This window comes from Sphingopyxis sp., from assembly GCF_016793825.1.
In the GTDB taxonomy this organism is placed as follows: Bacteria; Pseudomonadota; Alphaproteobacteria; order Sphingomonadales; family Sphingomonadaceae; genus Sphingopyxis.
The window spans coordinates 94,355-119,745 of the sequence record NZ_JAEULM010000023.1; the positions used below are offsets into that span (position 1 = coordinate 94,355).

At 65.8% G+C, this 25,391-nt stretch carries 27 protein-coding genes and 1 riboswitch; of the genes, 5 read left to right on the forward strand and 22 right to left on the reverse strand.

The genetic code is table 11. The annotated features are described in order from the left end of the window. Positions 1–11: 11 nt before the first annotated feature. From JNM03_RS07690 to JNM03_RS07740, 11 genes are all read right to left on the reverse strand, one after another. On the reverse strand, positions 12–227 hold the full coding sequence (locus JNM03_RS07690) for a hypothetical protein (protein WP_294035838.1): 216 nt from the start codon (positions 225–227) through the stop codon (positions 12–14). Positions 228–248: 21 nt separating this feature from the next. After that, positions 249–392, reverse strand: coding sequence for a hypothetical protein (locus JNM03_RS07695; protein WP_294035840.1), 144 nt, complete (start codon positions 390–392; stop codon positions 249–251). A gap of 141 nt (positions 393–533) precedes the next feature. Then, complete coding sequence (gene infA / locus JNM03_RS07700) at positions 534–791, reverse strand: translation initiation factor IF-1 (protein ID WP_294035842.1); 258 nt, start codon at positions 789–791, stop codon at positions 534–536. A 4-nt stretch (positions 792–795) separates the two neighbouring features. Further along, on the reverse strand, positions 796–1,002 hold the full coding sequence (locus JNM03_RS07705) for a cold-shock protein (RefSeq protein WP_294035844.1): 207 nt from the start codon (positions 1,000–1,002) through the stop codon (positions 796–798). A gap of 315 nt (positions 1,003–1,317) precedes the next feature. After that, positions 1,318–2,277, reverse strand: coding sequence for a hypothetical protein (locus tag JNM03_RS07710; RefSeq protein ID WP_294035846.1), 960 nt, complete (start codon positions 2,275–2,277; stop codon positions 1,318–1,320). An 88-nt stretch (positions 2,278–2,365) separates the two neighbouring features. Further along, entirely contained in the window at positions 2,366–2,758 is a 393-nt protein-coding gene (locus JNM03_RS07715; RefSeq protein WP_294035848.1) for an acyl-CoA thioesterase, read from the reverse strand. Then, on the reverse strand, positions 2,748–5,066 hold the full coding sequence (metE, locus tag JNM03_RS07720; protein ID WP_294035850.1) for a 5-methyltetrahydropteroyltriglutamate--homocysteine S-methyltransferase: 2,319 nt from the start codon (positions 5,064–5,066) through the stop codon (positions 2,748–2,750). Before metE ends, JNM03_RS07715 begins: the two co-directional genes overlap by 11 nt. 115 nt (positions 5,067–5,181) lie before the next feature. Next, positions 5,182–5,386, reverse strand: a riboswitch (cobalamin riboswitch). Between the two features lie 49 nt (positions 5,387–5,435). Further along, the gene (leuA, locus tag JNM03_RS07725) at positions 5,436–7,118 is read right to left on the reverse strand and encodes a 2-isopropylmalate synthase (protein ID WP_294035852.1); all 1,683 of its coding nucleotides are present in this window, start codon (positions 7,116–7,118) and stop codon (positions 5,436–5,438) included. 203 nt (positions 7,119–7,321) lie between these two features. Continuing rightward, positions 7,322–7,810, reverse strand: a complete 489-nt coding sequence (locus JNM03_RS07730) for a rhodanese-like domain-containing protein (RefSeq protein ID WP_294035854.1) — start codon at positions 7,808–7,810, stop codon at positions 7,322–7,324. A gap of 106 nt (positions 7,811–7,916) precedes the next feature. Then, the gene (locus JNM03_RS07735; RefSeq protein WP_294035856.1) at positions 7,917–8,570 is read right to left on the reverse strand and encodes a YceI family protein; all 654 of its coding nucleotides are present in this window, start codon (positions 8,568–8,570) and stop codon (positions 7,917–7,919) included. A 103-nt stretch (positions 8,571–8,673) separates the two neighbouring features. Beyond that, positions 8,674–9,075: a hypothetical protein gene (locus JNM03_RS07740; protein ID WP_294035858.1), complete on the reverse strand. Its 402-nt coding sequence runs from the start codon at positions 9,073–9,075 to the stop codon at positions 8,674–8,676. A gap of 151 nt (positions 9,076–9,226) precedes the next feature. Here JNM03_RS07740 and JNM03_RS07745 point away from each other — a divergent pair, with 151 nt between their 5' ends. Beyond that, on the forward strand, positions 9,227–9,640 hold the full coding sequence (locus tag JNM03_RS07745) for a hypothetical protein (RefSeq protein ID WP_294035860.1): 414 nt from the start codon (positions 9,227–9,229) through the stop codon (positions 9,638–9,640). 40 nt (positions 9,641–9,680) lie between these two features. Here the strand turns inward: JNM03_RS07745 and JNM03_RS07750 are convergent, their stop codons facing one another. The 8 genes from JNM03_RS07750 to miaA form a co-directional block, all read right to left on the reverse strand. Then, positions 9,681–10,940 (reverse strand): adenosylmethionine--8-amino-7-oxononanoate transaminase, encoded by a 1,260-nt coding sequence (locus tag JNM03_RS07750; RefSeq protein WP_294035862.1) that lies wholly within the window; start codon positions 10,938–10,940, stop codon positions 9,681–9,683. 296 nt (positions 10,941–11,236) lie between these two features. Continuing rightward, entirely contained in the window at positions 11,237–11,863 is a 627-nt protein-coding gene (bioD, locus tag JNM03_RS07755; RefSeq protein WP_294035864.1) for a dethiobiotin synthase, read from the reverse strand. Further along, a complete protein-coding gene (locus JNM03_RS07760; RefSeq protein WP_294035866.1) occupies positions 11,860–12,993 on the reverse strand; it encodes an 8-amino-7-oxononanoate synthase in 1,134 nt (377 codons plus the stop codon). Before JNM03_RS07760 ends, bioD begins: the two co-directional genes overlap by 4 nt. Positions 12,994–13,072: 79 nt before the next feature. After that, positions 13,073–13,675: a DUF6151 family protein gene (locus tag JNM03_RS07765; RefSeq protein WP_294035868.1), complete on the reverse strand. Its 603-nt coding sequence runs from the start codon at positions 13,673–13,675 to the stop codon at positions 13,073–13,075. Between the two features lie 187 nt (positions 13,676–13,862). After that, on the reverse strand, positions 13,863–14,903 hold the full coding sequence (ilvC, locus tag JNM03_RS07770; RefSeq protein ID WP_294035870.1) for a ketol-acid reductoisomerase: 1,041 nt from the start codon (positions 14,901–14,903) through the stop codon (positions 13,863–13,865). Positions 14,904–15,027: 124 nt separating this feature from the next. After that, complete coding sequence (gene ilvN, locus JNM03_RS07775; RefSeq protein ID WP_294035872.1) at positions 15,028–15,543, reverse strand: acetolactate synthase small subunit; 516 nt, start codon at positions 15,541–15,543, stop codon at positions 15,028–15,030. A gap of 163 nt (positions 15,544–15,706) precedes the next feature. Further along, entirely contained in the window at positions 15,707–17,461 is a 1,755-nt protein-coding gene (ilvB, locus tag JNM03_RS07780; RefSeq protein ID WP_294035873.1) for a biosynthetic-type acetolactate synthase large subunit, read from the reverse strand. Between the two features lie 87 nt (positions 17,462–17,548). After that, on the reverse strand, positions 17,549–18,517 hold the full coding sequence (gene miaA, locus JNM03_RS07785) for a tRNA (adenosine(37)-N6)-dimethylallyltransferase MiaA (RefSeq protein ID WP_294035874.1): 969 nt from the start codon (positions 18,515–18,517) through the stop codon (positions 17,549–17,551). On the opposite strand from miaA, the gene serB reads away from it, so the two are divergent. Beyond that, positions 18,516–19,400, forward strand: coding sequence for a phosphoserine phosphatase SerB (gene serB / locus JNM03_RS07790; protein ID WP_294035875.1), 885 nt, complete (start codon positions 18,516–18,518; stop codon positions 19,398–19,400). The genes miaA and serB overlap by 2 nt on opposite strands. Positions 19,401–19,402: 2 nt before the next feature. Here serB and JNM03_RS07795 read toward each other — a convergent pair whose 3' ends face one another. Beyond that, the gene (locus JNM03_RS07795; protein WP_294035877.1) at positions 19,403–20,323 is read right to left on the reverse strand and encodes a hypothetical protein; all 921 of its coding nucleotides are present in this window, start codon (positions 20,321–20,323) and stop codon (positions 19,403–19,405) included. Between the two features lie 145 nt (positions 20,324–20,468). Beyond that, positions 20,469–21,344 carry a LysR family transcriptional regulator gene (locus tag JNM03_RS07800; RefSeq protein WP_294035879.1) on the reverse strand — a complete coding sequence of 292 codons (876 nt, stop codon included), beginning with the start codon at positions 21,342–21,344 and terminating at the stop codon, positions 20,469–20,471. A gap of 130 nt (positions 21,345–21,474) precedes the next feature. Between JNM03_RS07800 and bla the strand changes: the two genes are divergently transcribed. Further along, positions 21,475–22,314: a subclass B3 metallo-beta-lactamase gene (gene bla / locus JNM03_RS07805; protein WP_294035939.1), complete on the forward strand. Its 840-nt coding sequence runs from the start codon at positions 21,475–21,477 to the stop codon at positions 22,312–22,314. 209 nt (positions 22,315–22,523) lie between these two features. On the opposite strand, the gene JNM03_RS07810 is transcribed toward bla, so the two are convergent. Further along, the gene (locus tag JNM03_RS07810; protein ID WP_294035881.1) at positions 22,524–23,696 is read right to left on the reverse strand and encodes an SPOR domain-containing protein; all 1,173 of its coding nucleotides are present in this window, start codon (positions 23,694–23,696) and stop codon (positions 22,524–22,526) included. Positions 23,697–23,969: 273 nt separating this feature from the next. Here JNM03_RS07810 and JNM03_RS07815 point away from each other — a divergent pair, with 273 nt between their 5' ends. Then, positions 23,970–24,692 carry a ParA family protein gene (locus JNM03_RS07815; RefSeq protein ID WP_294035883.1) on the forward strand — a complete coding sequence of 241 codons (723 nt, stop codon included), beginning with the start codon at positions 23,970–23,972 and terminating at the stop codon, positions 24,690–24,692. Positions 24,693–24,709: 17 nt separating this feature from the next. Then, a complete protein-coding gene (locus JNM03_RS07820; protein ID WP_294035885.1) occupies positions 24,710–25,378 on the forward strand; it encodes a hypothetical protein in 669 nt (222 codons plus the stop codon). Positions 25,379–25,391 lie beyond the last annotated feature (13 nt).

Sequence of the window (25,391 nt, forward strand, 5' to 3'; positions counted from 1 at the left end):
GGCACCCGCGGTCAGCCGTTCGCCGAACCAGCCGCGCGATGCACCGCCGCCGCGAGCTTTTCCTTTTCGGCGCGCAGCGTTTCGGTGTGGAGCAGCTTGTCGGCCATCGCCTGCCACGCCGCGGCGGCGCGCAGATTGCGGTCGCGGACCTGGGTCAGTTGCGACGTGCCTGCCTCTGCCGTGCATTTTTCGGCCTGGGCGAGGTAGAAATCGATGGTGGCCGACATGGCTGCTTCCTTTGATTGCGGTCAATCGACCATTTCGGCGATCAGACGCCGGAGCTCGCGGCGCGAGAGCGTGGGACGGCGGCGGTGCGACGTGGATGTCGCGATCGCCTTGCCGGCCATCGGCAGTGCGCTGAGAGCGGGAAAAATCGAATGGGTAGAATTCATAGTCATCATCTTTATCTTTATTCTGAGTGTTCTGGTTGTTGGAGGCCGGCGCCGTTTGCGCCGGTCTCTTGATCGGGCGGCGCCTTTGGCGCTCGCCCTGTCGGTCGGGACCGGCGCATTCACGCCGACCCCATCCGCGCATCAGCGCCGTTTGCGCTGAGCGGCCGTGACCGGCCCGCCGCCGCGTTCGCGGTAGACGAGACGGCCCTTGGTCAGGTCATAAGGCGTCATTTCGACGCGGACGGCATCGCCGACGACCGACCGGATGCGGAAACGCCGCATCCGACCGGCCGTGTAGACGATGACGCGATGACCGTTTTCGAGCACGACGCCAAAGCGGCCGTCGGGCAGGATCTCGTCGATCTGCCCCTCGAAGGTCATCAGTTCCTCTTTGGCCAAAGGGTCAGGCCGACTGGAGGTTGACTGCCGAGGTCTTGCCGTTCCGGCCGGTTTCCAGGTCGTACGAAACGCGCTGGTCCTTGCTGAGCGAGGTCATGCCGGCATTCTGGACGGCGGTGATGTGGACGAAATTGTCGCCCGAACCATCTTCGTTCTCGATGAAGCCATAGCCTTTGTCGATGCTGAAGAATTTTACGGTGCCGATCGGCATGGGTCGTTTCCTTTCACGGAAATAGATGATCCCCCGGCAAAACGCGCCGGTGGAGCTGGTAGCGTGTGAAGGGAAGAATCCGCCGCCTGGGGATAAACCCGCGGGCATCAAATTTCCGTCGCAGGCGACGTTAGCTTTCCGAATATGGCGCATTTCCGTGAAAAGTCAAGGTTTGGGGGATTTCGTCCCGCACGATATCGTCATTCCCGCGAACGCGGGAACCCGGTTGCAACTTTTCCTTGTAGGGCTGCCGCGCTGTTCGATTTGCTTCGCCGGGCCCCCGCTTTTGCGGGGATGACGAGGATGGGGGGACCGTTAACCGCTGGCATTTTTCCGCACCTTTTCGTCCTCCGGCGCCGCGTCGTTCGCCGGGGCGGGGAGGGCGAAGAAGGCGCGGCGGGCGGCCTCGCCGGCACGGCGGAGCGGGGCGACGGCTTGGGCAAAAGCGGCGTCGAGGGCGATTTCCTCGTCAAGGTCGAGGGTGCGTTCATAATCGTCATCGCCGAACCGGCCCTCCTCGGTCCCGGCGAAGTCATCGGGCGGGGGGAAGTTGGTGCGCCATTCGCCATGCTGCTGGTCGTGCCAGACGGTCATCGCGGCGGCTTCTTCCTCTGGCGTCGGTTCGTCGGCGGGGGCTTCGTCGGAAACGGCAGAAATCTGCGCAACTTCATTCGCGATTCCGGTGCCGCGCCACAGGGCGGCGAGGGGGTTGGCGCGGTTGTCGCGGCCGGCGAGCCAGAGGGCGAGGGCGGCGCCATGGCCCCCGGCGTCCGTCCCGGCGCCGTCCGCCTGCCCACTGGCCGCGCCGGGTTCGATATCGAACAGCGCGAGGAAGCCCGGCCAGTCGCCGGCGACGATCTGGGCCAGCATCTCTTCCCCTTCGCGGGCGCGGGTTTCGACCATGCGGTCGAGCCGCGCGAGCATCGCGAGGCCGAGGCGGCTGTCGATGCGGCGGCGCTTCACAAAGCTGCGGCCGTCCTCGCGCTGCATCTCGGTCGTCTCGTCATGCCCCCAGATCGCGCGGTCGAGCAGTTCGTCGACGAGCCGCCCGCGCGCGATCAGCAGCGCCGCCGCGCAGCCAAGCCGGAAGGCCGCCCCCTCGGGCCGCTGTTTGAGCTGATAGACGGCGGCGGGCGACATGCAGACCTTCGCCGCCGAAATCTTCACCGACCCGTTGGTGGCGAACGCCTCCAGAAAGTCGCGCTGGAGCCGCGGCGTCCAGTGATAGCTGCCGGGGGCGGGAATATGCGCGGGATTATGCGGGGCGTCGTCCATCGATTCGTCCTTTCGGTTGGGTGAAACCGACAGAATGAACCATATGGGTGAAATGTAGGAAAGGGCGATTTTCCGGATCGCCCTTTCGTCAGTTTTCAAGCGGCGCGACCGGTCGAGGCCGACGGTCTGGCCCAACTGCGACAAAGACGAAAGTGGCGTGGGTTACCTTGAGACCCTCGTCCGAATGGCGATCACGGGCCCAGGTTTCGACCTCGACATGCATCGAACTGCGGCCGACCTTGATCAGGCGGCCGAAGACCGAGACCTCGTCGCCGACGAAAACGGGGCGGTGGAAGGACATGCCTTCCACCGAGATCGTCACCGCGCGGCCGCGTGCGTGGAGCGAGGCAACCGAGGAAGCGGCAAGGTCCATCTGCGCCATCAACCAGCCGCCGAAAACGTCGCCATAGACATTTGCGTTGGCTGGCATGGCGGTAACGCGGATGGCCGGCTGGCATGTCGGCATGACGTCATTTTGCATGATACGCACCCTTCACGAGTGCGCGGGCGCGCATCGATTTTGCCGCTGCAACCATCGCGACAAGCGCGGGGCGCACCTCGTCCCATCTGCGCGTCTTGAGTCCGCAGTCCGGGTTTACCCAAAGCTGGCTCGGGGGTACATGCTTGCCCGCGAGCGTAAGAAGGTCGGTCATCTCGCGCTCCGCCGGAATACGGGGCGAGTGGATATCATAGACGCCGGGGCCTACCTCGTTGGGGTATGCGTAACTGGCGAAGGCGTCGAGCAGTTCCATCTGCGAGCGCGCGGTCTCGATCGAGATGACGTCGGCGTCCATCGCACCGATCGCGCGGATGATGTCATTGAATTCCGAATAGCACATGTGGGTGTGGATCTGGGTGTCCTCGCGGACGCCGGAGGAGGCGATACGGAAGCTTTCGACCGCCCAGTCCAGATAATTCTGCCATTCCGAGCGGCGCAGCGGCAGGCCTTCGCGCAGTGCCGCTTCGTCGATCTGGATGATCGCGGCGCCGGCGGCCTCGAGGTCCCGTACCTCGTCACGAATGGCGAGTGCGATTTGGCGGCAGCTTGCCGCGCGCGACTGGTCGTCGCGGACGAAGGACCAGTTGAGAATTGTCACCGGCCCGGTGAGCATGCCCTTCATGGGGCGGTCTGTCTGTTCCTGGGCGTAACGCCACCATTCAACGGTCATGGGTGCCGGGCGTGAGACGTCGCCATAAAGGATCGGCGGGCGGACGCAGCGCGAGCCGTAGCTTTGCACCCAACCGGAGCGAGTGAAGGCGAAGCCGGCGAGTTGCTCGCCGAAATATTGCACCATGTCGTTGCGCTCGAACTCGCCGTGCACGAGGACGTCGAGGCCGATTTCCTCTTGCCATTTGACCGCGGCGCGCGTTTCGACGCGGAGATACTGGGCATAGGCCGCGTCGTCGATGTCGCCCTTGACGTGGGCGGCGCGTGCCTTCCTGACCTCGGGCGTCTGAGGAAAGCTGCCGATGGTGGTGGTGGGGTAAGCGGGCAGTTTCAGGCGACGTTGCTGCGCTTCACGACGGACAGCGAAAGGAACGGCGCGGCGCGCTGCGCTCTGGTCGAGCGCGTCCACGCGAGCCATGACCACCGGGTCATGGATTTTCGGCGATGTGGCCCGCGCGACCGCGGCGATCCGCGAAGCTGAGAAAGCGGTGAAGCTTGCATCCTCACTCTCGTTCAGCGCCCGAGCGAGCGCGGCCAACTCCTCGACCTTTTGCGCCGCGAAAGCGAGCCATTGGGCGATTTCCGGGTCAAGCGATGTTTCGAGCGCGAGATCGACGGGAACATGGAGGAGCGAGCAGGAGGGCGCGATGACGAGATCTCGCTTTGCCGCCAGTTCCTTGAGGCGCCAGTAAAGATCGGGAAGGTTGGCACGCCAGATGTTGCGACCGTCGATGATGCCGAGCGAGAGCAGGACGTACGGCTGGAGTTTTGCGACGGCCGGTTCGAGCTGTTCGGGTGCGCGGACGAGGTCAAGATGGAGGCCGTGGACGGGAAGCTGGGCGACGAGATCGAGGTTGTCGCCGAGGCCACCGAAATAGGTTGTGAGCATCAGCTTGGGGCCGCGCGTGGCGAGCGAGGAATAGGCGCGTTCGAACGCCGTGCGCTGATCGTCGCTCAGGTCGAGAACGAGGCAGGGCTCGTCGATCTGAACCCAATCGGCGCCGAGCGCGGCGAGGCGCGTGAGAACCTCGGCATAAACATCGAGAAGCCGGGGAAGCAGTGCGAGCGGTTCGACCGCCTTGCCCTTGGCAAGCATCAGATAGCTTACGGGGCCGAGAAGGACGGGGCGTGTTGCATATCCAAGCGACCTGGCTTCCTTGAACTCGTCGAAAATCTTGGTCGAGGCGATCTTGAAGACCTGATCGGCGACGAGTTCCGGTACAAGGAAATGATAGTTGGTGTCGAACCATTTGGTCATTTCCATCGCGGTCGTTTCGCCACCATGGGCATGTCCGCAATCGGCGGGCTGTTGTGCACCACGCGCCATGGCGAAGTAGAGGTCGGCGTCGATGCCCTCGCCCGTCCAGTTGTAGCGGGCCGGTATGGCGCCGACGAGTGCGGTAGTATCGAGCACATGGTCGTAGAGCGAAAAGTCGTTCGAGGGCAGGATATCGGCACCGAGCGCCTTTTGCCGTGTCCAGTTCAGTGCGCGGAGGCCCGTGGCAGCGGTTTGCAGGTCGGCGAGTGACGATTTGCCCGCCCAATATTTTTCGAGCGCGAGTTTGAGTTCACGGCGAAGGCCGATGCGCGGAAAGCCCAGAGTGGCGACACTGACAGTCATGATAGAAGCACCTTGCAAGGAGCAAGGCGCCGGACAGACGCGTACGCACGGGACTCCGCGCCCGCGAAGCAAGGTCGGGCGCAGCCATGCATGCGGCCTGACCGGGCACCCCGCCGGAGGACGTATCTGACGAGGCAGGTCTCCTGGCTCGCGGATCGACGCGGCGGTCTGGCCTTCCCGGTTCCTTGCCGAACCAGTGACACGTATCGACCGTCGCTCACCGCTTACAGTTGCGGGGGCAGCGCCGGATTTGAACCGGCTTCCCGTCTTAGCTTCCTGTCGCCGGAGCGACTGGAAGAACCTCGACAGCCTTCAGAATAGGGCTGGAGCTATCGTTGTCAATAGAGATATAAAGAATTCTTTATATCTCTATTGCGCGCCGTTCGCGGCCGACAAGATCGCCCGCACGCTCGCGGTAGCGACGTCGGTGTCGAGTCCGCAGCCGAACAGGCTTTTCCCGTCCGCGGTGCGGCATTCGACATAGGCTGCGGCTTGCACATTGCTGCCCTGACCGATCGCGTGTTCGCTATAGTCGACGATGTCCATCAGCGGGCCGCCGGATTCGGCGAGGGCGGCGATGACGCTGCTCATCAGGCCGTTGCCGCGGCCGCTGACGCTGCGCGGGGTGCCGTCGATGGTGAGCTTGCCGGCGAAGATGCGGTCGGCGCCCGCCCCCACTCCCTTGGTATGCGTTTCGGCCCAGTCGACGAGCTGGAAGCGCTTGCCGCCCTCGGCGAGATAGGTGCGTTCGAACGCCTGCCAAATGTCGTCGGCGCCGAGTTCGCGGCTGGTTTCGTCGGCGACCGCCTGGACGACGTGGCTGAAGCTCGCCTGCATCTTCTTGGGCAGTTTCAGGCCCTTGTCCTGTTCGAGCACCCAGGCGACGCCGCCCTTGCCCGACTGGCTGTTGACGCGGATCACCGCTTCATAGCTGCGGCCGAGGTCGGCGGGGTCGATGGGCAGATAGGGGACTTGCCAGCGTTCGTCATTCTGGCGTTCGCGCGCGGCGAAGCCTTTCTTGATCGCGTCCTGATGGCTGCCCGAAAAGGCGGTGTAGACCAGCTCGCCGCCATAGGGGTGGCGCGGGTGGACGGGCAGGTTGTTGCAATATTCGACCGTCTGGATGACTTCGTCGATGTTCGAGAAGTCGAGGCAAGGGTCGACGCCCTGCGTGTACATGTTGAGCGCGATGGTAACGAGGCAGGTGTTGCCGGTGCGCTCGCCATTGCCGAACAGGCAGCCCTCGACGCGGTCGGCGCCCGCGAGCAGGCCGAGTTCGGCCGCCGCGACGCCGGTGCCGCGGTCGTTGTGGGTGTGCAGGGAGATGATCGCGCGGTCGCGGTTCGGCAGATTCTTGCAGAAATATTCGATCTGGTCGGCGTAGATGTTCGCCGTCGATGCCTCGACCGTCGCGGGGAGGTTGAGGATGATCGGCTTCTCGGCGGTCGGCTGCAGGATGTCCATCACCGCTTCGCAGCAGGCGAGGCTGAAATCGAGCTCGGCGGTCGAGAAGGTTTCGGGGCTGTATTCGAAGCGCCAGTCGGTGCCGGGCAGGCGCGCGGCATTGTCGCGGAGCTGCTTCGCACCCTCGATCGCGATGCCCCTGATCTCGTCCATCTCCATGCCGAAGACGATCTTGCGCCACGCCGGGCTGACCGCGTTATAGACGTGGACGATCGCGGTTTTCGCGCCCTCCAGGCTGTCGAAGCTGGTGCGGATCAGGTCGGCGCGGCTTTGCGTCAGCACCTGCGGTGTCACATCATCGGGGATGCGGCCGGTGCGGACTAGGTTCTGGATATAGTCGAAATCGGTCGCGCCGCTGGCGGGGAAGCCGACCTCGATCTCCTTGAACCCGCATTTGACGAGCAGGTCGAAGAAGCGCGTCTTCTTTTCGGCATCCATCGGATCGATCAGCGACTGGTTGCCGTCGCGCAGGTCGGTGGAGAGCCAGATCGGCGCGCTCGTGGTGACGCGCGAGGGCCATTCGCGGTTCGTGAGCGGAACCTGCGGGAAGGCGCTGTACTTGACCGAGGGGTCGCGGAGCATGGTCATGGGTTTGAAACTTCTTCTGGTCGGTTGCGGTGCGGTGTCGATCGGACCCTTGAGCGGGTGGCCGCGACTAGCGCGCAGCCAGTGTCACGCCCAAGGGCGTGTAAGTCGCAGAAGAAGAAGGGCGTTGCCGCGCATGGGCAGGCTATTGGTTGAAAATGTCGCCCGATGCAAGGGGGGAATGCGAAAATTGCGCAGGACGGCGCTCAGCCCGCGACCCAGCCGACCCGCGGATCGTCGAAATCGACGACGTCGGCAAGCTCGACGACATTGGGATAGCCATAGCCGACAAGGTTGATGAAGGTCTGGATATTGAGCGCGAGCGCTGCCGACTTGAGCGGCACCGGCGCGCGGTGGTTCGAGAAATTATTGTTGCAATAGATGAGGATGCGGCGGCCGGGATCGGCGCCGATCACCGCCGCGAGGCTTGTCGCGGTGAAGTCGGTAAGCGGCAGGTTGACCGCGCCCGCGATATGCCCGCGCGCAAAGGCGTCCTTCGAGCGGGCGTCGAGGAGCAGCACGCCGGGCTTTGCCGCCTCGGCCTTGAAGGCGTCGAAGGCGAGCAGCCGTTCGGCGCGCTGCGGCGCGACGCTGGCGGCGAGCGCCTGGAAAGCGGGATAGTCGATCTGGGGATTCGCCTGCGCCCATGCCGGGGTGGCGATGAGCGCGAGAGCGGCGAGCAGGGGCGTGCGCATAGGATCCTCCCGTAAAGAGGAGGGGAGCCTATCCGCGCCTTGCTGGCTGCGCGATGAATGCCCGCCCGCCCGGTCCCGTCGGTGGGAAAGGGCGGGCGCGGGCCGCTTACTGCTTTTCGAAGGCGGCGTAGATTTCGAGTTCGACCTCGTCGCTGACGACGGGGATGCCATAGGCGACGCCGAAGTCGCTACGCTTGATCTTGCCTTCCGCTTCGAAGCCGATCGTCGCCTTCTTGTTGAACGGATTGTCGCCGGCGCCGTGGAAATCGACGTCGAGCGTGACGGGGCGGGTGACACCGTTCAGGGTGAGGTTGCCCGTGACCTTGGCTTCGTCGCCGTCGGCATCGACGACCACCGAGGTGGACACGAAGCGCGCATCGGCGGGGGCGGCGCCGAAGAAGTCGGCCTTCGCGCCGTCCTTGCCCGCGCGCAGCAGGTGTGCGGTCAGGCCGGCGTTCGCGGTCGTCACCTTGGCGACGGGGATCGTCACGTCGAGCTTTGCCGCGGCGGGATTGGCGGGGTCGATCACGAGCGTGCCGGTGACGTCGCCAAAGATGCCGGTGTAGCGGCTGAAACCGAAATGATCGACTTCCCAGCGGACCAGCGTGTGGTTGGGGTCGGCGGCATAGGTGCCCGCGGTGACGCGCGCCTTGTCGGGCGCGCCCGGAACGCCCGAGGGCGACTGGGCGATGACGGCGGGGATCGCGAGCGCGGCGAGGGCGAGGGCGGCAAAGGGGGCGATACGGCGCGTGGGGATCATGCGGGGGGCTCCTGTCTGGGGGAGGCCAAGGCTAGGCGAGCCGGGGCCGCGCCGTCAATCGGTGCGATCGAAACGCTGTGTTTCCGATGCCGGCGGAACCGGCTTATCGCGCGGCGCGGCGTGCCTCGAACCAGTCGCGCAGCAGCGCGGCTGTACAGCCGGTGAAGCCGTTCGAACCGACGACCGAGCAACTGTTCGGACGGCCGAGACGGGCGATGTCGTCATAGCCTTCGACCGCCGAGGCCCAGCTTCCCCCGCCGACGGGGGCATCGTCCTTCAACTCTTCGCGCAGTTCCTTGGGCACGCGGTAGCGTTCGGATTCGGGGCGCTGCGCGCAAACGACGATTTCGTCCCCCGTCGAGGGCGGGCACGGATCGTCGCCATAGGTGTAGAGGATCGAGGTGCGCTGCGGCGGGTGGCCGGTCTGCGCAAGGTCGTCGTCCTGCGCATGTGCCGGCGCCGCGAGCGCGAGGAGGAGAAACAGAAGTGGGGCAGATCTTTTCATCACGCGCATTCCCTGGCGACCATCCCCGCCGAGCATTGTAGCCGACGAAGATGAACCTCAGCCGAATTGAGGGGGCTGCGGTGATGCATAGAGGGGCATTTCTTCTGGCTGGTTAAGCCTTTGTCAGCAGCCGGAGCGTAATCTTTCGGCCATGCTCGCCGTCGCCATCGCCGTCCTGATCGCAAACCCCGGCGAGGCGCCGGTCGCCGCCGACCAGTCGTGCCTGGTAATGTTTGGTACCAATCACGACGATTATCCGATCAGCGACTATGTCTGGCAGCGCACGCTCCTGTCGCTTCGCCAGCGCAACGCGAACGGCGACCGACCGGTCATCGTCTGGGCGCGATGGCTGAAAGGACCAACGGAGGCCGAAAACATGAAGATCGCCGCGCGGCAGGCGGAAGAACTGCGATCTCGCATCGCCGCAGCGAAAATTCCCGCGAAGGCCATCCGCACCGTCGCGCAGGGCAAGGCGCTGGACCAAGAGCAGGGATTTCTGGCGATTACTTTCGGATCGCCGGTGCGCGACTCTGCACAGGCGACATCGCCGCTGCTTTCCTGCTGATATCCAGGGGCACGAATATTGGGACTTTGCTCGCCGGCCGCTAGATCGCGTCCAGCGATGCCGCGATCATCGTCCATATATGCGACAGGTCGGCCGGCGTGACGCAGTAGGGGGGCATCACATAGACGGTGCTGCCCAGCGGGCGGAGGAGGACGCCGTGGTCGCGGTGAAAGGCGATCAGGCGGGGGGCGAGGTTCGACAGATAGCCGGCGTCGGGCGCGACGATGTCGAAGGCGGCGATGGTGCCGAGCGAGCGGGCGCTGGCGACGCGCGGATCGTGCGCGAGCATCGCGAGATGCGCCGCCTGCGCCTCGCCGAGCGTATCGATGCGCGCCTGCACCGGCTCGTCGCGCCAGATGGCGAGATTGGCGTTCGCCGCGGCGCAGGCGATCGGGTTCGCGGTGTAGCTGGACGAATGGTAGAAGGTCTTCGCACGATCGGTCGACCAGTGTGCCGCGAAGATCGGTTCGATGCACAGCGTGACGGCAAGCGGGATCGCGCCGCCGGTCAATCCCTTCGACAGGCAGACGATGTCGGGGATGACGCCCGCAGCATCGCAGGCGAAGCGCGTCCCGGTGCGGCCCCAGCCGGTCATCACCTCGTCGGCGACGAACAGCACGTCGTGGCGGGCGCAGATCGCACGCATTTCCGCCAACACCCAGGCTGGGTAGACGAGCATGCCGCCGGCCCCGAGGATCAGCGGCTCGACGATGAAGGCCGCCGGCTTTTGGGCGCAGGCGGCGTCGAGTGCGTCGAGCGTCGCCTGTTCGCGCCCCTCGTGCGGAAAGGGGATCGTCCCGACGTCGAAGAGCAGGGGCTGCCAGGCGCGGTTGTAGACCCCGCGTTCGCCGACCGACATCGCACCGATGGTGTCGCCGTGATAGCTGTGTTCGAGGACGAGGATGCGGCTGCGATCCTCGCCGAGGTTGAACCAGTAGCCGAGCGCCATTTTCAGCGCGACCTCGACGCTGGTCGAACCCGAGTCCGAGAAGAAGACGCGGGTGAGCGGATCGGGGGTGATGCGGACCAGTTCGGCGGCAAGGGTTTCGGCGGGTTCGTGCGTCCAGCCCGCGAAGATGAGCTGGTCGAGCTTTTCCGACTGGTCGCGGGTCGCGGCCATGATGCGCGGGTGCGCGTGGCCGTGAGTGGTGACCCACCAGCTCGAGATCGCATCGATCCAGTGATTGCCATCGGCGTCATAGAGGCGCGCGCCCTCGCCGCGGGCGATCAGGGGGATCGGGTCGCCGAGGCCGTGCTGGGTGAAGGGGTGCCAGACGGGGGATTGTCGGTCGGGATTCATGGACGCCCCTTACATCGCATCGTCATCCCGGCGAAGGGCCGAATCTCCACCCCGCATCCTCACGCAATCTGGCGGGACGCACTGGCGGGATCCCGGCCTTCGCCGGGATGACGAGCTAGGGTCAGGACCCGTTCATTCCGCGATCGAAGCCATTTCGGCGTCCCTTCGGGATTTGACCGATTTTGCCCATGGCTTCGTCAAAAAGTCTGAAAATATCGACATATTCCTTCGCCTTTCCTCCTCGCCCTGAACAAAATCGCTTCAAGCCTCGATCGTGGAATGAATGGGTCCTGACCCTATTGAAAGTCCGCGAGATCGAAGTTGGCGGCGAAGGCGGCCGCCAGATTGTCCGGCGTCAGCGGGGCGACGATCGGCAGCCGGCCGAGGCGGCGGACGCCGCCGATGCCGGGGATGATCGCTTCGCTGTCGGGCACCGGATCGCCGAGGAAGGCGAGGCCGTGGATGGGCACGCCGCGACTTTTCAGCGCCTCGATCGTCAGCAGGCTGTGGTTGATCGTGCCGAGGCTGGTGCGCGCGCAGACGATCACCGGGATGTGCCAGCGCGCGAAGAGGTCGGCGTACAGAAGCGTGCGGGTGACGGGGACGAGCGCGCCGCCCGCGCCTTCGACAATCAGGTCGCCGGGGGGAGGGGTGAGAGCGTCGGGGTCGATCGTCACGTCGTCGATCTCGGCCGCGAGGTGCGGCGAGGCGGGGGTTTGCAGCCGGTAGGCTTCGGCGAGGATCGTTCCGCGCTGTTGCGGGGCAAGAGGGAGGAGCTTTTTGACGACTTCGCTGTCGGTTTCCTCTTCGAGACCCGACTGGATCGGCTTCCAATAAGGGGCGCCGGTCGCGCCCGCCAGCGCCGCGGAGAAGATGGTCTTGCCGATGCCGGTGTCGGTGCCGGTGATGACGAAACGGGTCATGCCGCGGCCATAGCGGCCGAAAGCCTTTCCGTCATCGCGTCGATTTCGCGTTCGCCGACATTCAGCGTGATCGCGATGCGCAGCCGCGCGGTGCCGGGCGCGACCGTCGGAGGTCGGATGCCGCGAATGTCGAAGCCATCGGCCTGCAACGCGGCGGCGATTCGCATCGTGCGGGCGTTGTCGCCGATGACGACCGGAAAGATCTGGCTACCGCTGGCGGGCAGGCCGAGCCTGGCGAGGCGCGTTTCGGTATGGCGGACGAGGCCGTGGAGGCGGGCGGCGCGTTCGGGTTCGTTGGCGACGATTTCGAGAGCCTGGTGGACGAGCCACGCCATCAGCGGCGACGGCGCGGTCGAGAAGATGAAGGGCCGGCCGCGGTTGACGAGGAAGTCGCGGACGATCGCGGGCGCGCAGAGCAGTGCGCCCTCGGCCCCGAGCGCCTTGCCGCAGGTGTGGAGCGTGATGAGGTTTTCGCGGCCCACGAGGTCGTGCGCGAGCCCCTGTCCGGCGGGACCATAGACGCCGGTCGCATGCGCCTCGTCGATGACGAGCACCGCGCCGTGGCGGTCGGCGACGGCGGCGAGGTCGGCGAGCGGAGCGCGGTCGCCGTCCATCGAATAGAGGCTTTCGGCCGCAATCCACGGCGTTCCCGCGCCGCCGCCGCGCCGCCATCGCGCGATCAGGTCGTCAAAGGACTGGGCGTCATTGTGGCGCGCCGCGACCGTGCCGGCGCGGCCGAGCTTCATCCCGTCGTGCGCGCTGGCGTGGATGAATTCGTCGTGGACAACGAGGTCGCCGCGCTGTGGCAGCGTGGCGAAGAGCCCGGCGTTGGCGGCGAAGCCGGTCGGGAAGAACAGCGCGGTCTCGCTGCCGTAGTGGCGCGCGGCGTGGGTTTCGAGCGCTTCATGTTCGGGATGGTTGCCACGCAGCAGGCGCGAACCGCCCGAGCCGGCGGGGAGGCCGCGCCGCAAGCCTTGCGTCAGCGCTTCGTTGAGGGCGTAGGAGCCGGCCAGCGCCAGATAGTCGTTCGAGGCGAAGTCGATGCCGGTACGCGGGGTGAGCGTGCGGCGGCGGTCGGCGGCGCCCAGCGACGCGAGGTCGGCGCGGAGCGCGGAGAAGGGGGAGGTCACGATCCTGTTCCTTTTTTCGTCCTGCCCGCTTTCGCGGGAGCCGCCGGATATCCCGAAAGGCAAAGCCTTCGAGCCGCGGTCAGTCGCGCCGCAGCCCCTGTCGTTCCTCGGCGGTCAACCGGTGCGGAGCGGCGATCGGTTCGAGCGTGTCGGGATCGAACAATTCGCAGCGTCGCCGATCGCCCGACAGCATGTCGCGGACCATGCGCGGGAAGAAGCGCCGCATCAGCGTGCCCATGCTCATTTTCGGCAATGCGCTGGTGTCGCCGATGGCGTCCGCGGTGAAGAGATGCCCGCGCGGCGCGCCGGTCAGCCGGTCGCGCGCCGCCGGGTCGCAGGCGGCGAGCTGGGTCGTGATATAGGGAATCCGACCGTTCCTGTAGCTGTTGAACAAGGGCGTCCGGCAACAGGCGGCGTACCAGCGAAGCGTCGGTTTGTCGGTCAGGTGAACGCAGGCGAGTTGGTCGCGGCCCGATCGAATTTTCATGCGCGCGCAGCGCGACTGATAGAGCGGCGTGCCGCCGTGCGCGTCGAGCACGCGCGCGGCATGGCCCAGATAATGCGTCAGGTCCTGGCAGTCGGTGCAGTGGCATATGACATGATCGCCCTGATCGGGGCCGACGTTCAGCAGCGTCCCCGTGATCGTGCCGCAGGTGCAGGCGAAGGAAAGGTCGGAGGACATGCCCCGGTCCTAGCGCCTTGCCTCGTCATCCGGAAGGCCGCCTGATCTTCGCCTGTGGCCGAAGGCCATGGGGAGGTGGCAGCGTGAAGCACTGACGGAGGGGCCGTTACGCCGAGGTTTCTGCCCCTCCACCACCGTTTCGCGGCGGTCCCCCTCCCTGTCGCTTCGCGGCAGGGAGGATGGTCCGTCAGTTCTTCGACTTGTCGACGAGCTGGTTCTTGGCGATCCAGGGCATCATCGCGCGCAGCCTGGCGCCCGTCTGTTCGATCGGGTGCGCGGCGGCGGCCTTGCGGCTGGCCTTCAGCTCGGGCTGGCCGGCCTGGTTGTCGAGGACGAAGTCCTTGACGAAGCGGCCCGACTGGATGTCGGCGAGGACGCGCTTCATCTCGGCCTTTGTCTCGTCGGTGATGATGCGCGGGCCGGTCTTGATGTCGCCGTACTCGGCGGTGTTCGAGATCGAGTAGCGCATGTTGGCGATGCCGCCTTCATAGAGGAGGTCGACGATCAGCTTGGTTTCGTGGAGGCACTCGAAATAGGCCATTTCGGGGGCGTAGCCCGCCTCGACCAGCGTTTCGAAGCCCGCCTGGATGAGGTGGGTGATGCCGCCGCAGAGCACCGCCTGCTCGCCGAACAGGTCGGTTTCGCACTCTTCCTTGAACGTCGTCTCGATGATGCCGCTGCGGCCGCCGCCGACGGCCGAGGCGTAGGAGAGGGCGAGCGCCTTGGCGAAGCCGTTGCCCGACGCGCCCGCGCCCTGCGCTTCCTGCGCGACGGCGATCAGGCAGGGGACGCCGCCGCCCTTTTGATATTCGCTGCGTACGGTGTGGCCGGGGCCCTTCGGCGCGACCATGAAGACGTCGATGTCTGCACGCGCCTCGATCAGGCCGAAGTGGATGTTGAGGCCGTGCGCGAAGGCGAGCGCGGCGCCGGGTTTCATGTGCGGACCGATGTCGTCGGCGTAGATTTTCGCCTGATGTTCGTCGGGGGCGGCGATCATGATCACGTCGGCCCATTCGGCGGCGTCCTTGTTCGACAGCACCTTGAAGCCCGCGGCTTCGGCCTTTTTCGCGGTGGGCGAACCGGGGCGGAGCGCGATCGCGACTTCCTTGACGCCGCTGTCGCGCATGTTCTGCGCATGGGCGTGACCCTGGCTGCCGTAGCCGACGACGGCGACCTTCTTGCCCTTGATCAGATCCTGGTCGGCGTCGCGATCGTAATAAACCTGCATTGTCCTAAACCCCTTCGTATATGGCTTGATCGTCATCCCGGCGAAGGCCGGGATCCCGCCCTCGCGTTCTTCGGCAACGGTGAGATCCCGGCTTTCGCCGGGATGACGAAGTTAGTGGTAAACCCTAGAGCGCCTCCGACCCGCGGCCGATGGCGACGACGCCGGTGCGGCCGACCTCGACCAGCCCGCATTCGCGCATCAGCGCGATGAAGCGGTCGACCTTGTCGCTGTTACCGGTGATTTCGAAGATGAAGCTGGTGAGCGTCGTGTCGACGACCTTCGCGCGGAAGACGTCGGCCATGCGCAGCGCCTCGATCCGCTTGTCGCCGGTGCCCGCGACCTTCACCAGCGCGATCTCGCGTTCGACATGCGCGCCGCCGTCGGCGAGGTCGATGACGCGGTGCACGGGGACGAGCCGGTCGAGCTGGGCGATGATCTGGTCGATCACCGGCGGCGGACCGTTGGTGACGATGGTGATGCGCGAGAGCGCATGGTCCGAACTGATGTCGGCCACGGTCAGGCTTTCGATATTATAGCCGCGCGCGGTGAACAGGCCGGTGATCTTGGCCAGCACGCCCGCTTCGTTATCGACGGTGATGGCGAGCACATGGCGCTCGCCGGCTTCGGTCTTGATTTTCATGATTATTCCTTCCCCTCCCGCTTGCGGGAGGGGATCGAGGGGTGGGCGCGAGCGGAGCGAGCAAGCGGCGTGGCGATGCCCACCCCGCTGCGGCTAGCGAACAAGTTCGCAAGCCTCGCTGCCCCTCCCGCTTGCGGGAGGGGATGGAAAGCGTTTGCCATCATCACACCAGTGCCTTGGCTTCGTCGTCCATCGTCCCGGTCACGTCGCTCGGCTGGAGGATCATGTCGGTGTGCGCCGCTCCGCTCGGGATCATCGGGAAGCAGTTGGCGAGCTTTGCGACGCGGCAGTCGACGATTACCGGACCGGGGGTCTCGATCATCGTCTTGATGCCGTCCTCCAGTTCGCCGAGCGTGTCGATGCGCAGGCCCGTCCAGCCATAAGCCGCGGCGAGCTTCACGAAATCGGGCAGGCTGTCCGAATAGCTGTTCGAATAGCGGCTTTCGTAGGTCAGTTCCTGCCACTGGCGGACCATCCCCATCCATTCATTGTTGAGGATGAAGATCTTCACCGGCAGGCGGTACTGGCTGACCGTGCCCATTTCCTGGATGTTCATCTGGAGCGAGGCTTCGCCCGCGATGCAGATGACGAGGCGGTTCGGGTGCGCGATCTGCGCGCCGACCGCGGCGGGAAAGCCGTACCCCATCGTGCCGAGCCCGCCGCTGGTGAGCCAGCGGTTGGGCGCCGAGAAGCCGAAATGCTGGGCGGCCCACATCTGGTGCTGGCCGACCTCGGTCGTGATGATCGGGTCGCGGCCGCGCGTCGCGTCGAACAGCGCCTTCACCGCGCGCTGCGGCATGATGTCGGCGCCGGCGTCCTTCTTTTCGGGGAAGTCGAGGCAGCGCGTCGCGCGCCAGCCATCGACGCGGCGCCACCACTCGCCAAGGTCGCGCGCCCGGTGACCCTTGTCGGCCCAGGCCGCGATCAACGCATCGAGCGCCCGGCCCGCGTCGCCGACGATCGCGAGGTCGACGGGGACGATCTTGTTGATCGAACTGCGGTCGATGTCGATGTGGATCTTCTTCGCCTCTGGCGCGAAGGCGTCGAGGCGGCCGGTCACCCGGTCGTCGAAGCGCGCGCCGACCGCGATGATCAGGTCGGCGCGGTTCATCGCCATGTTCGATTCATAGGTGCCGTGCATGCCGAGCATGCCGAGCCACTTCGGATCGTCGGCCGGGAAAGCGCCGAGGCCCATCAGCGTCGAGGTGATCGGCGCGCCGGTCAGCGACACAAGCTGGCGCAAGGCCGCGCTGGCGTCGGGGCCGGCATTGATCACGCCGCCGCCGGTATAGAAGATCGGGCGTTCGGCCGCGGCGATCATGTCGATGGCCTGGCTGATCGCGTCGGCATCGGGTTCGACCTGCGGGCGATAGCTTTTGTGCTGAATTTTCTCCGGCACGACATATTCCCCGGTCGCAACCTGCACATTCTTGGGAATGTCGATCACGACGGGGCCGGGGCGCCCGTGGGTTGCGATGTGGAACGCCTCGTGCAGGATCGGGCCGAGCCGGTCGGGGTCCATCACCAGATAATTATGCTTGGTGCAGTGGCGCGTGATGCCCACCGTGTCGCATTCCTGGAAGGCGTCGGTGCCGATCAGCGCGGTCGACACCTGCCCGGTGAGCACGACCATCGGGATCGAATCGAGCAGCGCGTCGGTGATGCCGGTGACGGCATTGGTCGCGCCGGGGCCCGAGGTGACGAGGACGACGCCCGGCTTGCCGGTCGAGCGCGCATAGCCCTCTGCCGCATGGGTCGCCGCCTGTTCGTGGCGGACGAGGACATGCTGGATCGTCGGGTGGTTGAAGAGCGCGTCATAGATGGGAAGGACCGCGCCGCCCGGATAGCCGAACACCGTGTCGACCCCGAGATCGACCAGCGCCTGAACCACCATGTCGGCACCACTCATTTCCGTCACGACGAAACTCCTTTCCTTCACCCGGCGGGCACACAAACGGACGCGCTTGTGCGCTGCAACAAGGTTGCGGGCAATAGGTGTATGATTCTATCTTGTCAACAGCCTATAGCGTAATTTAATTGCGAAATGATCAATAGAATCGATGTTTAGTGACTCGTGATGCCTCGGCCAGTCGGGCGGAGGCTGGTGCCGGAACCAGGTGAACTGGCGCTTTGCATAGTGGCGGGTCGCCGCTTGTGCCTGTTCGAGCGCGTCGTCGCGGCTGATCTTGCCGCCAAGCAAGGCGGCGATCTGTGGCACGCCGATCGCGCGCATGACAGGCAGGGCGGGGTCGAGATCGCGCGCGACGAGCGCTGCCGCCTCGTCGATCGCGCCGCCTTCGAACATCTGGACGAGCCGCCGATCGCAGCGGTCGCGCAGCCAGTCGCGTGGCGGCAGGAGGACAAGCGGGGCGAGCGCGATGTCGCCGGCAATGCCGCCCTCGCGATCCTGTTGCCAGTCGGCAAGCGGCCGGCCGGTCGATCGGACGACCTCCAGCGCGCGGGCCACACGGGTCGTGTCGGCGGGGTTGAGGCGCGCGGCGGCCGCGGGATCGGCGATCGCCAGCGCGGCATAAGCCTCGTCAACCGGGAGAGCACGGACCGCGTCGCGGACGTCGGGGTCGATGGCCGGCACCGGGGCGATACCGAACAGCAGCGTGCGCAGATAGAGTCCGGTCCCGCCGACGAGAATGGGAACCTTCCCGGTCGTATGGGCGTGATCGATCACGCCGCGCGCTTCGTCGGACCAGCGCGCGGCATTATGCGCGTCGGCGCCGTCGATGTGGCCGAAGAGGTGGTGGGACACTCCGTCCATCTCGTCGTCCGAGGGGCGTGCCGAGAGAATCGCGAGGTCGGCATAGACCTGGCTGGCGTCGGCGTTGACGACCTGCGCGTCGGTGCCGGTGTCGATCAGCGCTTTTGCGAGCGCGACCGCCAAAGCGCTCTTGCCGCTTGCGGTGGGTCCGGCAATAAGCGCGACGGGCCGCCGCCCGGAGAAGAGTGAAGGAGATGCCATGTTCGTAGCCACGCTGATAGCAGCCGGAAAGCTGACCGACGAGGTGGTTCGCGAAGGGCTCGACCGGCTTGCCGCGACGGGACATGATGTCGGCGCGCCGCACTGGATCGACGAACATGATGCGGCCGATATCGTTTTTCAGGGCAGCCTGGTCAGCGCGCGCGCGGAACTGGCGAAGATGGACCATGGCGCGCTCGACATCGTCGTCCAGCCGCTGGGCGATCGGACCAAGAAACTGATCATCGCCGACATGGATTCGACGATGATCACGGTCGAATGCATCGACGAACTGGCCGATTATGCCGGGATCAAGGACGAGGTCGCGGCGATCACCGCAAAGGCGATGCGCGGCGAGGTCGATTTTCGCGGCGCGCTGGCCGAGCGGGTCGCGTTGCTTGCCGGCCTCGACGAGGCGGTGCTGACCGAATGCCGGATGGAACGTGTGAAGTTGACCCGCGGCGCCCGCACGCTGGTCCAGACGATGAAAGCGCACGGCGCGCGCGCGGTGCTGGTGACGGGTGGTTTTTCGGCCTTTGCCGGCCCGGTGGGCGAGGCGATCGGTTTTGACACCGTCGTCGCGAACACGCTGGTGATCGAAGGCGGCAAGCTGACCGGCAAGGTCGGCGAACCGATCGTCGATTCGGGCGCGAAGCTGGCGACGCTGAAGGCCGAGGCGGCGACGCACGGCCTGCCGCTGGCCGAGACGCTGGCGGTCGGCGATGGCGCGAACGACATCCCGATGATTACCAATGCGGGTCTGGGGATCGGATACCACCCGCATCCCGCGGCGGCGGAAGCGGCTGATGCGGTGATCCGGCATCACGACCTGACCGCGCTGCTATGGGCGCAGGGTTATTCGCGGCGGAACTGGGTGATGGGGTAAGATCAGCGGAATGGGTAATTCCTGCCGTTCCACGACCGATTGGCAACAAAGGCGCGACGGAGGTTCGCGTCGAGGCTGGAGGTGATGGTCGGTAGCCCCGTCCTGCGAAGATAGAATCCATTCTCTCCCCAAGCGATATTCAGCAGCCCGGAGTAGTGGGAAAAAATAAAGCGCGTGGCCGTCGTAACCGGCTCTGCTGACTTGGATGTATCGCGCACCGAAAGGCGTCGAACATATATCTGACCCCCATCTTCGCGCCGCGGAGTGACGGTTTCCAGAGTGAGTATGAGCCGGTCGTCCGGTATGGTCTCGTTCGTTGCATGGGCGCAGAAGTTCTCGAAGGTCGGCCCGGCGCAATCCGGACCGCCAACTCCCAAGTGAAAATTCTGGAACGTGGCCTGTGCATCGGTCGGGCCGCTCGCTTTCGGGAATGTTCGGGTGACCGAGCTCGCGCGGCCGAACGTCATCAGATCGAGGCAGTCGCTATCGCAGCGGACCGGATAATGTCCGATCCTTGGCGTGTCGCTCTTCAGTTCGATAGCGCGATTAACGCTGGAGGGAAGGGCGCTGTCCTGCTCGGTATATACTGCGGCAAGGCGCCTTTCCTCTTGATGATTCAGGATCATGGGAATGCCGATGAAGATCGCAGCCGTAATCAGACTTGCCAGTGTCATCCGCCTTTTTGCCCCGAAGCGATACAGGCATAGGCAGACGACAAGAAGGCATGTGGGAAGGCCCAGGATGGCGCCCCAGGACATAACCACCCCCGCAACAAAGAAATAGACTAAGGCGGCTCCGCTCAAGGCAAAGAGCCAGGCCTCCGATTCCGAATGTATCGGGTTTTCTATCCATTGGTCGCCGCCGGAAACCATCCAGATTATCGTGATCGCCCACAAGGACACCGTCAAAAATGAAAGAATCACGATATCCCTAGGCCAATTACGGTAAGGCATTCCCGTCTCGAGAGGAGGAGGTTTTGGTAATTCGCGGGGCATGATACTTCTGTGAACCTGCAATATTAGACAGAAATGTAAGAAGACATATTCAGGTACGCCAAGTTAAATTTCATTAAGCGGGCGCGTTGATTTCTTCCGTCAGCCATCCCCGGAACTGCGCCATCGCGTCGCTTTCGGGGCGCGACATCAGGCGGGTGAGCCAGTAGCGGCCGGCGTCGATTTCGATCGCGAAGGGTTGGACGAGGGTTTCGGTCGCAAGCTCGCGGGCGAACATGGCGGTCGGGACGAGCGCGACGCCGTGGCCGGCGGCCGCGGCGGTTGCCATCAGGGCCGAGCTGTCGAAGATCGGGCCGCGCAGGACGGGGGCCGGGACGCCCGCGGCGGCGAACCAGAGGGCCCATTCGTCGCTGCGGTACGAGCGGAGCAGCGGCTCGTGGACAAGGTCGGCGGGCGATTTGAGCCGGGCGGCGCTCGCCGGCGCGCAGACCGGTGCCATGGGGGCCGCGAGGAGCGGTTCGGCATGGGTGCCGTGCCAGGCGCCGTCACCGAAACGGATCGCATAGTCGAGCGCCTCGCCCGCCAGGTCGACGCGATTGTTGTTGGTCGAGATGCGCATGTCGATGCCGGGGTGGGCGCGGGCGAAGCGGCCGAGGCGCGGGAGCAGCCAGCCGGTCGCGAAGGTGCCGACCACCCCGACTTTCAGCGCCTCGCGGAACCGGCCGTCCGCATATTGGTCGAGCGTCGCGGCGACACGGTCGAAGGCGTCGGCGACGACGGGGACGAGCGCATGGCCTTCGTCGGTGAGCGCGAGCCCGCGTGGCAGGCGGTGGAAGAGGCGGGTGCCGAGACGCCGCTCGAGTTCGGCGACCTGATGGCTGACCGCGCCCTGGCTGACGCAGAGTTCGATCCCGGCGCGGGTGAAATTGAGGTGGCGCGCCGCGGCCTCGAAGGCGCGCAGGGCGTTCAAGGGGAGTTGGGCGCGGTCCATGGCCCGTCATCAATTATTTTCATGATCCTGTCGAGAAATCATGCTTTGTGAACGGCCGCACGGCTTGCCATTCCTGTGGACGAAGGGAGATACGGCGATGATGAAAGCTTTGGCACTGGCGCTGTGGGCCATGGGGACGGCGAGCGCGCCGCCGTCCGTCGCCGACGATCCGCTGACGCGGCCGATGGCCGTCGAACGGGCAAAGCAATGGCTTGCGCCGCTGCCGCCAGAGAAGCTGTTCGGATCGACCTATCTGGTCGGTTTCGGCGGACTGTCGGTCGCGCTGATCGACACGGGCGAGGGGCTGGTGCTGGTCGACGGCGCGTTGCCGCAGGCCGCGCCGATGATCCTTGCCAATGTCCGTGCGCTGGGTTTTGACCTCAAAGACATCAAATTTATTCTGAGCACCGAGCCGCATTACGACCATGCCGGCGGGCTGGCTGCGCTGGCGCGCGATACCGGCGCGACGGTGGTGGCGAGCGCGCGCGGCGCGGACGGGCTGCGCGCGGGGGCGATGGCGGAGGACGATCCGCAGCTGGCCTATGGCGGCACCTGGCCGGCGGTCGCGCGGCTGCGCGTGATCGGCGACGGCGAGGCGCTGACGCTGGGGCGTGTCGAAATCACCGCGCATACAACGCCGGGGCACACGCTGGGCAGCATGAGTTGGAGCTGGACGGCGTGCGAGGGCAAGGCCTGCAAGCAGATCGTCTTTGCGTCGAGCCTGAATCCGGTGTCGGCCGACGGCTATCGCTATACCAGCGCCGCAGGAGCGCCGTTCGTCGCCGCGTTCGAGAAGAGTTACCGTACCATGGACGCCCTGCAGTGCGACATGCTGATCTCCGCGCATCCCGACAATGCCGGTGAGGGCCGGTTCAACGCCAGGCCCGGCGCGTGCCGCGCCTATGCCGAGCGGTCGCGCGGGTTGCTGGCGAAGCGGCTGGCGGATGAAAAGGCGGGGACGGTTAAGTAAGGCCTGTCGTGTCGCGATGGGGGAGGGCAATCTCGACGGATGCCTCGGCTTCGCCCGGCACGAACGGGAATTGAGGGACGATTTGCCCACCGCTCGGATTGCCTGTGCCCGTCTTCGTCATCCCGGATCAGGTCCGGGATGACAGGTCAGGAGATGGCGGGTGAAGAAGCGCCGGCTTTCCGCTCCCCGGCCACTGGGGTGGCCGACCGCTACCTGGCGACGACCATGCAGGCCTGACCGCCCTTGCGAACGGTGGCGCAGAAGGTTTCGGCATCGCTTTTTGCAGCGAAGCCGCCGGCCTGGAGGCGCGTGACGGTGCCGGACTTCACATAGGACGGCTGGTGCGCGGCGACGGCGGGATATTTCTTGCCGAGCGCCGACCAGAGATTGCGGGCGTTCGCCTCTACCCCGAAGGCGCCGAGTTGCGCGCGCCAGGGGCTGGTGCCGGCGTTGATGACGGGTTTGGCCGGCGCGGGCTTCGCGGCCGGGGTGGCCGGCGTGACCGGTTTGGTTTCCGCGACCTTGACCGCCGCGGGCTTTGCGGCGGGCGGCGGGGCCTTTTGCGGGACCGCCGCGGCCGCGGTGGCGGCGTCGGCGGCGGCTGTGGCTTCGCTCGCTGCGCTGGCGGCGGTGATGGCGGCCGGGCTCGAAAGTTTTCTGGCCGGTGCCGGCGTCGGGGCGATCACGGGCGGCGGCGTGTAGCTGGCGCCCGGCGCCGATGCCGGGAGGCTGGCGGTCTTGATCGGCGAGGGAAGGGGCTTCACGGGTTCGGGCGCGGCGGCGTTCACGGCGGCGAGACGGACGCGCGCTTCGTCCTTTTCCATCTGCGGCAACAGCGACAGGCCGAGTTGGCGCTGTTCGAGCGGGATCAGCCGGTCGAGCTGTGCAAGCCGGGCCGAGGCGATGTCGAGCCCGGCGTCGCTTGCGCGCTTGGTCAGTGCATAGGCGCGCGGCCAGTCCTTGGCCGCGAGGTCGCCGTTGAACATCGCGGTACCGAGAACATATTGCGCGCGCGGTTCGCCGCGGGCGGCGGAGGCGTTGATAAACGGCATCGCCTCGTCGCGCTTGTTCGCGGTGAAGAGGATGAGGCCAAGATTGTCCTCGGCCTGGAGATGGCCCTGTTTCGCGGCGCGGCGATACCAGACTTCGGCCTGGCCGAGGTCGGCGGGCACACCGCGGCCGAGCTTGTACGCCTGACCGAGGTTGAACTGAGCATCGGGATCGCCGGCAACGGCGAGCGGACGCCATTCGGCGACCGCTTTCTGGTAATCCCCGGCTTCCCACGCATCGACCCCGTCCTTGACGTCGGCGAGCGCAGGGGCGGTGAAGGCGAGCGCGGCAAGCGGCAGCGCCAGAACGGCAAAGGTGCGGAAGGAACGCATCTTGTTATTCTCCAATGACTTGCGCCGCGTCCGGGCCCACCCCCGTGCAACCGCAGTCCCCAGCAGGCACCCTAGCCGTAAATGGCTAACAGCGCGTTAGCATCGCCCCGGGGGCAAACCGATTCCGTACCGGTCCGGGACAGAAGATCGTCAACGACCTGTTTACCATAAGTGCGAAGAGGTCGTTCATTCTCTTTTTATCATCGTTAACTCAATTTTAGCGCCCTCCATGCCATTCCTCCGGCCGATTTTGGTTTTCCTAGGGGGATAGCAGTGCGCGTTCTGGCATTGGCTTCACAAAAGGGCGGGTCGGGTAAAACCACCTTGTCGGGTCATCTCGCGGTGCAGGCGCAGCTTGCCGGCGCTGGCCCGGTCGTCCTCATCGATATCGACCCGCAGGGTTCGCTCGCCGACTGGTGGAACGAGCGCGAAACCGATCTTCCGGCCTTTGCCCAGACCACGGTCGCGCGGCTGGCTTCCGACCTTGAAATCCTGCGCCAGCAAGGCTTCAAACTGGCCGTCATCGACACGCCGCCGGCGATTACCATGGCGATCCAGAGCGTGATCGGGGTGGCCGAGCTGATCGTCGTCCCGACCCGGCCGAGCCCGCACGACCTGCGCGCCGTCGGCGCTACGGTCGATCTGTGCGAGCGCGCCGGCAAGCCGCTGGTGTTCGTCGTCAACGGCGCGACGCCCAAGGCCAAGATTACCAGCGAGGCTGCGGTCGCGCTGTCGCAGCACGGCACCGTCGCGCCGATCACGCTGCATCACCGTACCGACTATGCAGCATCGATGATCGATGGCCGCACGGTGATGGAAGTCGATCCGAACGGCCGGTCGGCCGAAGAGATCCGCCAGCTGTGGACCTATATCAGCGACCGGCTGGAAAAGAATTTCCGCCGCACCGTCTTCTCGTCGCCGATCCCCGCGCAGCCGGGTTACGGTACCGTTCGTCCGATGGGCGGTGGCTTCGGCCGTCGCATCGCCGGCCAGTGACGGGGAGTTCGGGAATCATGGGCGAACCCAAACCTCTCGCTTCGTTGAGCGCAGGACTGCTGGCCCGCAAGGGTGGGGCGCGTCCGGCGATGCGCCGCCAGCCGCTCGGCAGCGGCCCCGCCGCGCCGATGGCGGGACAGAGCTATGACGATCTTGGCTGGAACGACATGGGCTACGACGTCGATCCCGACCAGAGCGCGGCGGAATCGACGCGGCTGGTCGATCTGAAGCCGTTGCTCGCCGGATCGGTGCTGATGCACAATGTGGAAGCCGAACAGGCGGTCGACGAAGCTCCGGGGCATGAATTGCACCCCGAGCTGGCCGACGCGCTGGCCGAGGATTTCGAACCCGAGGCCGTCGAAGTTCCCGAAATCGTGCGCCAGCAGGAATCGCTGATCGACCGCGTCGCCGCAGTGGCGCGCAAGGTCGAAGCGCGTCCGGCACCGAAGGCGAAGGTCGAACGCGCGCCGCGCGCCCTGCGGGCCCGCGAAAAGGCGGCCTTCACCCTGCGCCTCGATGCCGAGCGCCATCTGCGCCTGCGGCTGGCGAGCGCGGTGACGAACCGCTCGTCGCAAGTAATCCTGACCGACCTGCTCGACGAATATCTGGCCACTTTGCCGGAGATCGACGCGATGGCGAGCCGCCTGCCGGCAGCGCGTCCGGCGCGCCGGTCGTCGCAAAGCTGAACGAAACCGTAGG

Excerpts from the sequence above, each read along its gene's own strand:
- JNM03_RS07690 (WP_294035838.1), bottom strand. The coding sequence starts at position 227 with ATGTCGGCCACCATCGATTTCTACCTCGCCCAGGCCGAAAAATGCACG.
- JNM03_RS07695 (WP_294035840.1), bottom strand. The coding sequence starts at position 392 with ATGAATTCTACCCATTCGATTTTTCCCGCTCTCAGCGCACTGCCGATG.
- JNM03_RS07705 (WP_294035844.1), bottom strand. The coding sequence starts at position 1,002 with ATGCCGATCGGCACCGTAAAATTCTTCAGCATCGACAAAGGCTATGGC.
- JNM03_RS07710 (WP_294035846.1), bottom strand. The coding sequence starts at position 2,277 with ATGGACGACGCCCCGCATAATCCCGCGCATATTCCCGCCCCCGGCAGC.
- JNM03_RS07715 (WP_294035848.1), bottom strand. The coding sequence starts at position 2,758 with ATGCAAAATGACGTCATGCCGACATGCCAGCCGGCCATCCGCGTTACC.
- metE (WP_294035850.1), bottom strand. The coding sequence starts at position 5,066 with ATGACTGTCAGTGTCGCCACTCTGGGCTTTCCGCGCATCGGCCTTCGC.
- leuA (WP_294035852.1), bottom strand. The coding sequence starts at position 7,118 with ATGACCATGCTCCGCGACCCCTCGGTCAAGTACAGCGCCTTCCCGCAG.
- JNM03_RS07730 (WP_294035854.1), bottom strand. The coding sequence starts at position 7,810 with ATGCGCACGCCCCTGCTCGCCGCTCTCGCGCTCATCGCCACCCCGGCA.
- JNM03_RS07735 (WP_294035856.1), bottom strand. The coding sequence starts at position 8,570 with ATGATCCCCACGCGCCGTATCGCCCCCTTTGCCGCCCTCGCCCTCGCC.
- JNM03_RS07740 (WP_294035858.1), bottom strand. The coding sequence starts at position 9,075 with ATGAAAAGATCTGCCCCACTTCTGTTTCTCCTCCTCGCGCTCGCGGCG.
- JNM03_RS07745 (WP_294035860.1), top strand. The coding sequence starts at position 9,227 with ATGCTCGCCGTCGCCATCGCCGTCCTGATCGCAAACCCCGGCGAGGCG.
- JNM03_RS07750 (WP_294035862.1), bottom strand. The coding sequence starts at position 10,940 with ATGAATCCCGACCGACAATCCCCCGTCTGGCACCCCTTCACCCAGCAC.
- bioD (WP_294035864.1), bottom strand. The coding sequence starts at position 11,863 with ATGACCCGTTTCGTCATCACCGGCACCGACACCGGCATCGGCAAGACC.
- JNM03_RS07765 (WP_294035868.1), bottom strand. The coding sequence starts at position 13,675 with ATGTCCTCCGACCTTTCCTTCGCCTGCACCTGCGGCACGATCACGGGG.
- ilvC (WP_294035870.1), bottom strand. The coding sequence starts at position 14,903 with ATGCAGGTTTATTACGATCGCGACGCCGACCAGGATCTGATCAAGGGC.
- ilvN (WP_294035872.1), bottom strand. The coding sequence starts at position 15,543 with ATGAAAATCAAGACCGAAGCCGGCGAGCGCCATGTGCTCGCCATCACC.
- serB (WP_294035875.1), top strand. The coding sequence starts at position 18,516 with ATGTTCGTAGCCACGCTGATAGCAGCCGGAAAGCTGACCGACGAGGTG.
- miaA (WP_294035874.1), bottom strand. The coding sequence starts at position 18,517 with ATGGCATCTCCTTCACTCTTCTCCGGGCGGCGGCCCGTCGCGCTTATT.
- JNM03_RS07800 (WP_294035879.1), bottom strand. The coding sequence starts at position 21,344 with ATGGACCGCGCCCAACTCCCCTTGAACGCCCTGCGCGCCTTCGAGGCC.
- bla (WP_294035939.1), top strand. The coding sequence starts at position 21,475 with ATGGGGACGGCGAGCGCGCCGCCGTCCGTCGCCGACGATCCGCTGACG.
- JNM03_RS07810 (WP_294035881.1), bottom strand. The coding sequence starts at position 23,696 with ATGCGTTCCTTCCGCACCTTTGCCGTTCTGGCGCTGCCGCTTGCCGCG.
- JNM03_RS07820 (WP_294035885.1), top strand. The coding sequence starts at position 24,710 with ATGGGCGAACCCAAACCTCTCGCTTCGTTGAGCGCAGGACTGCTGGCC.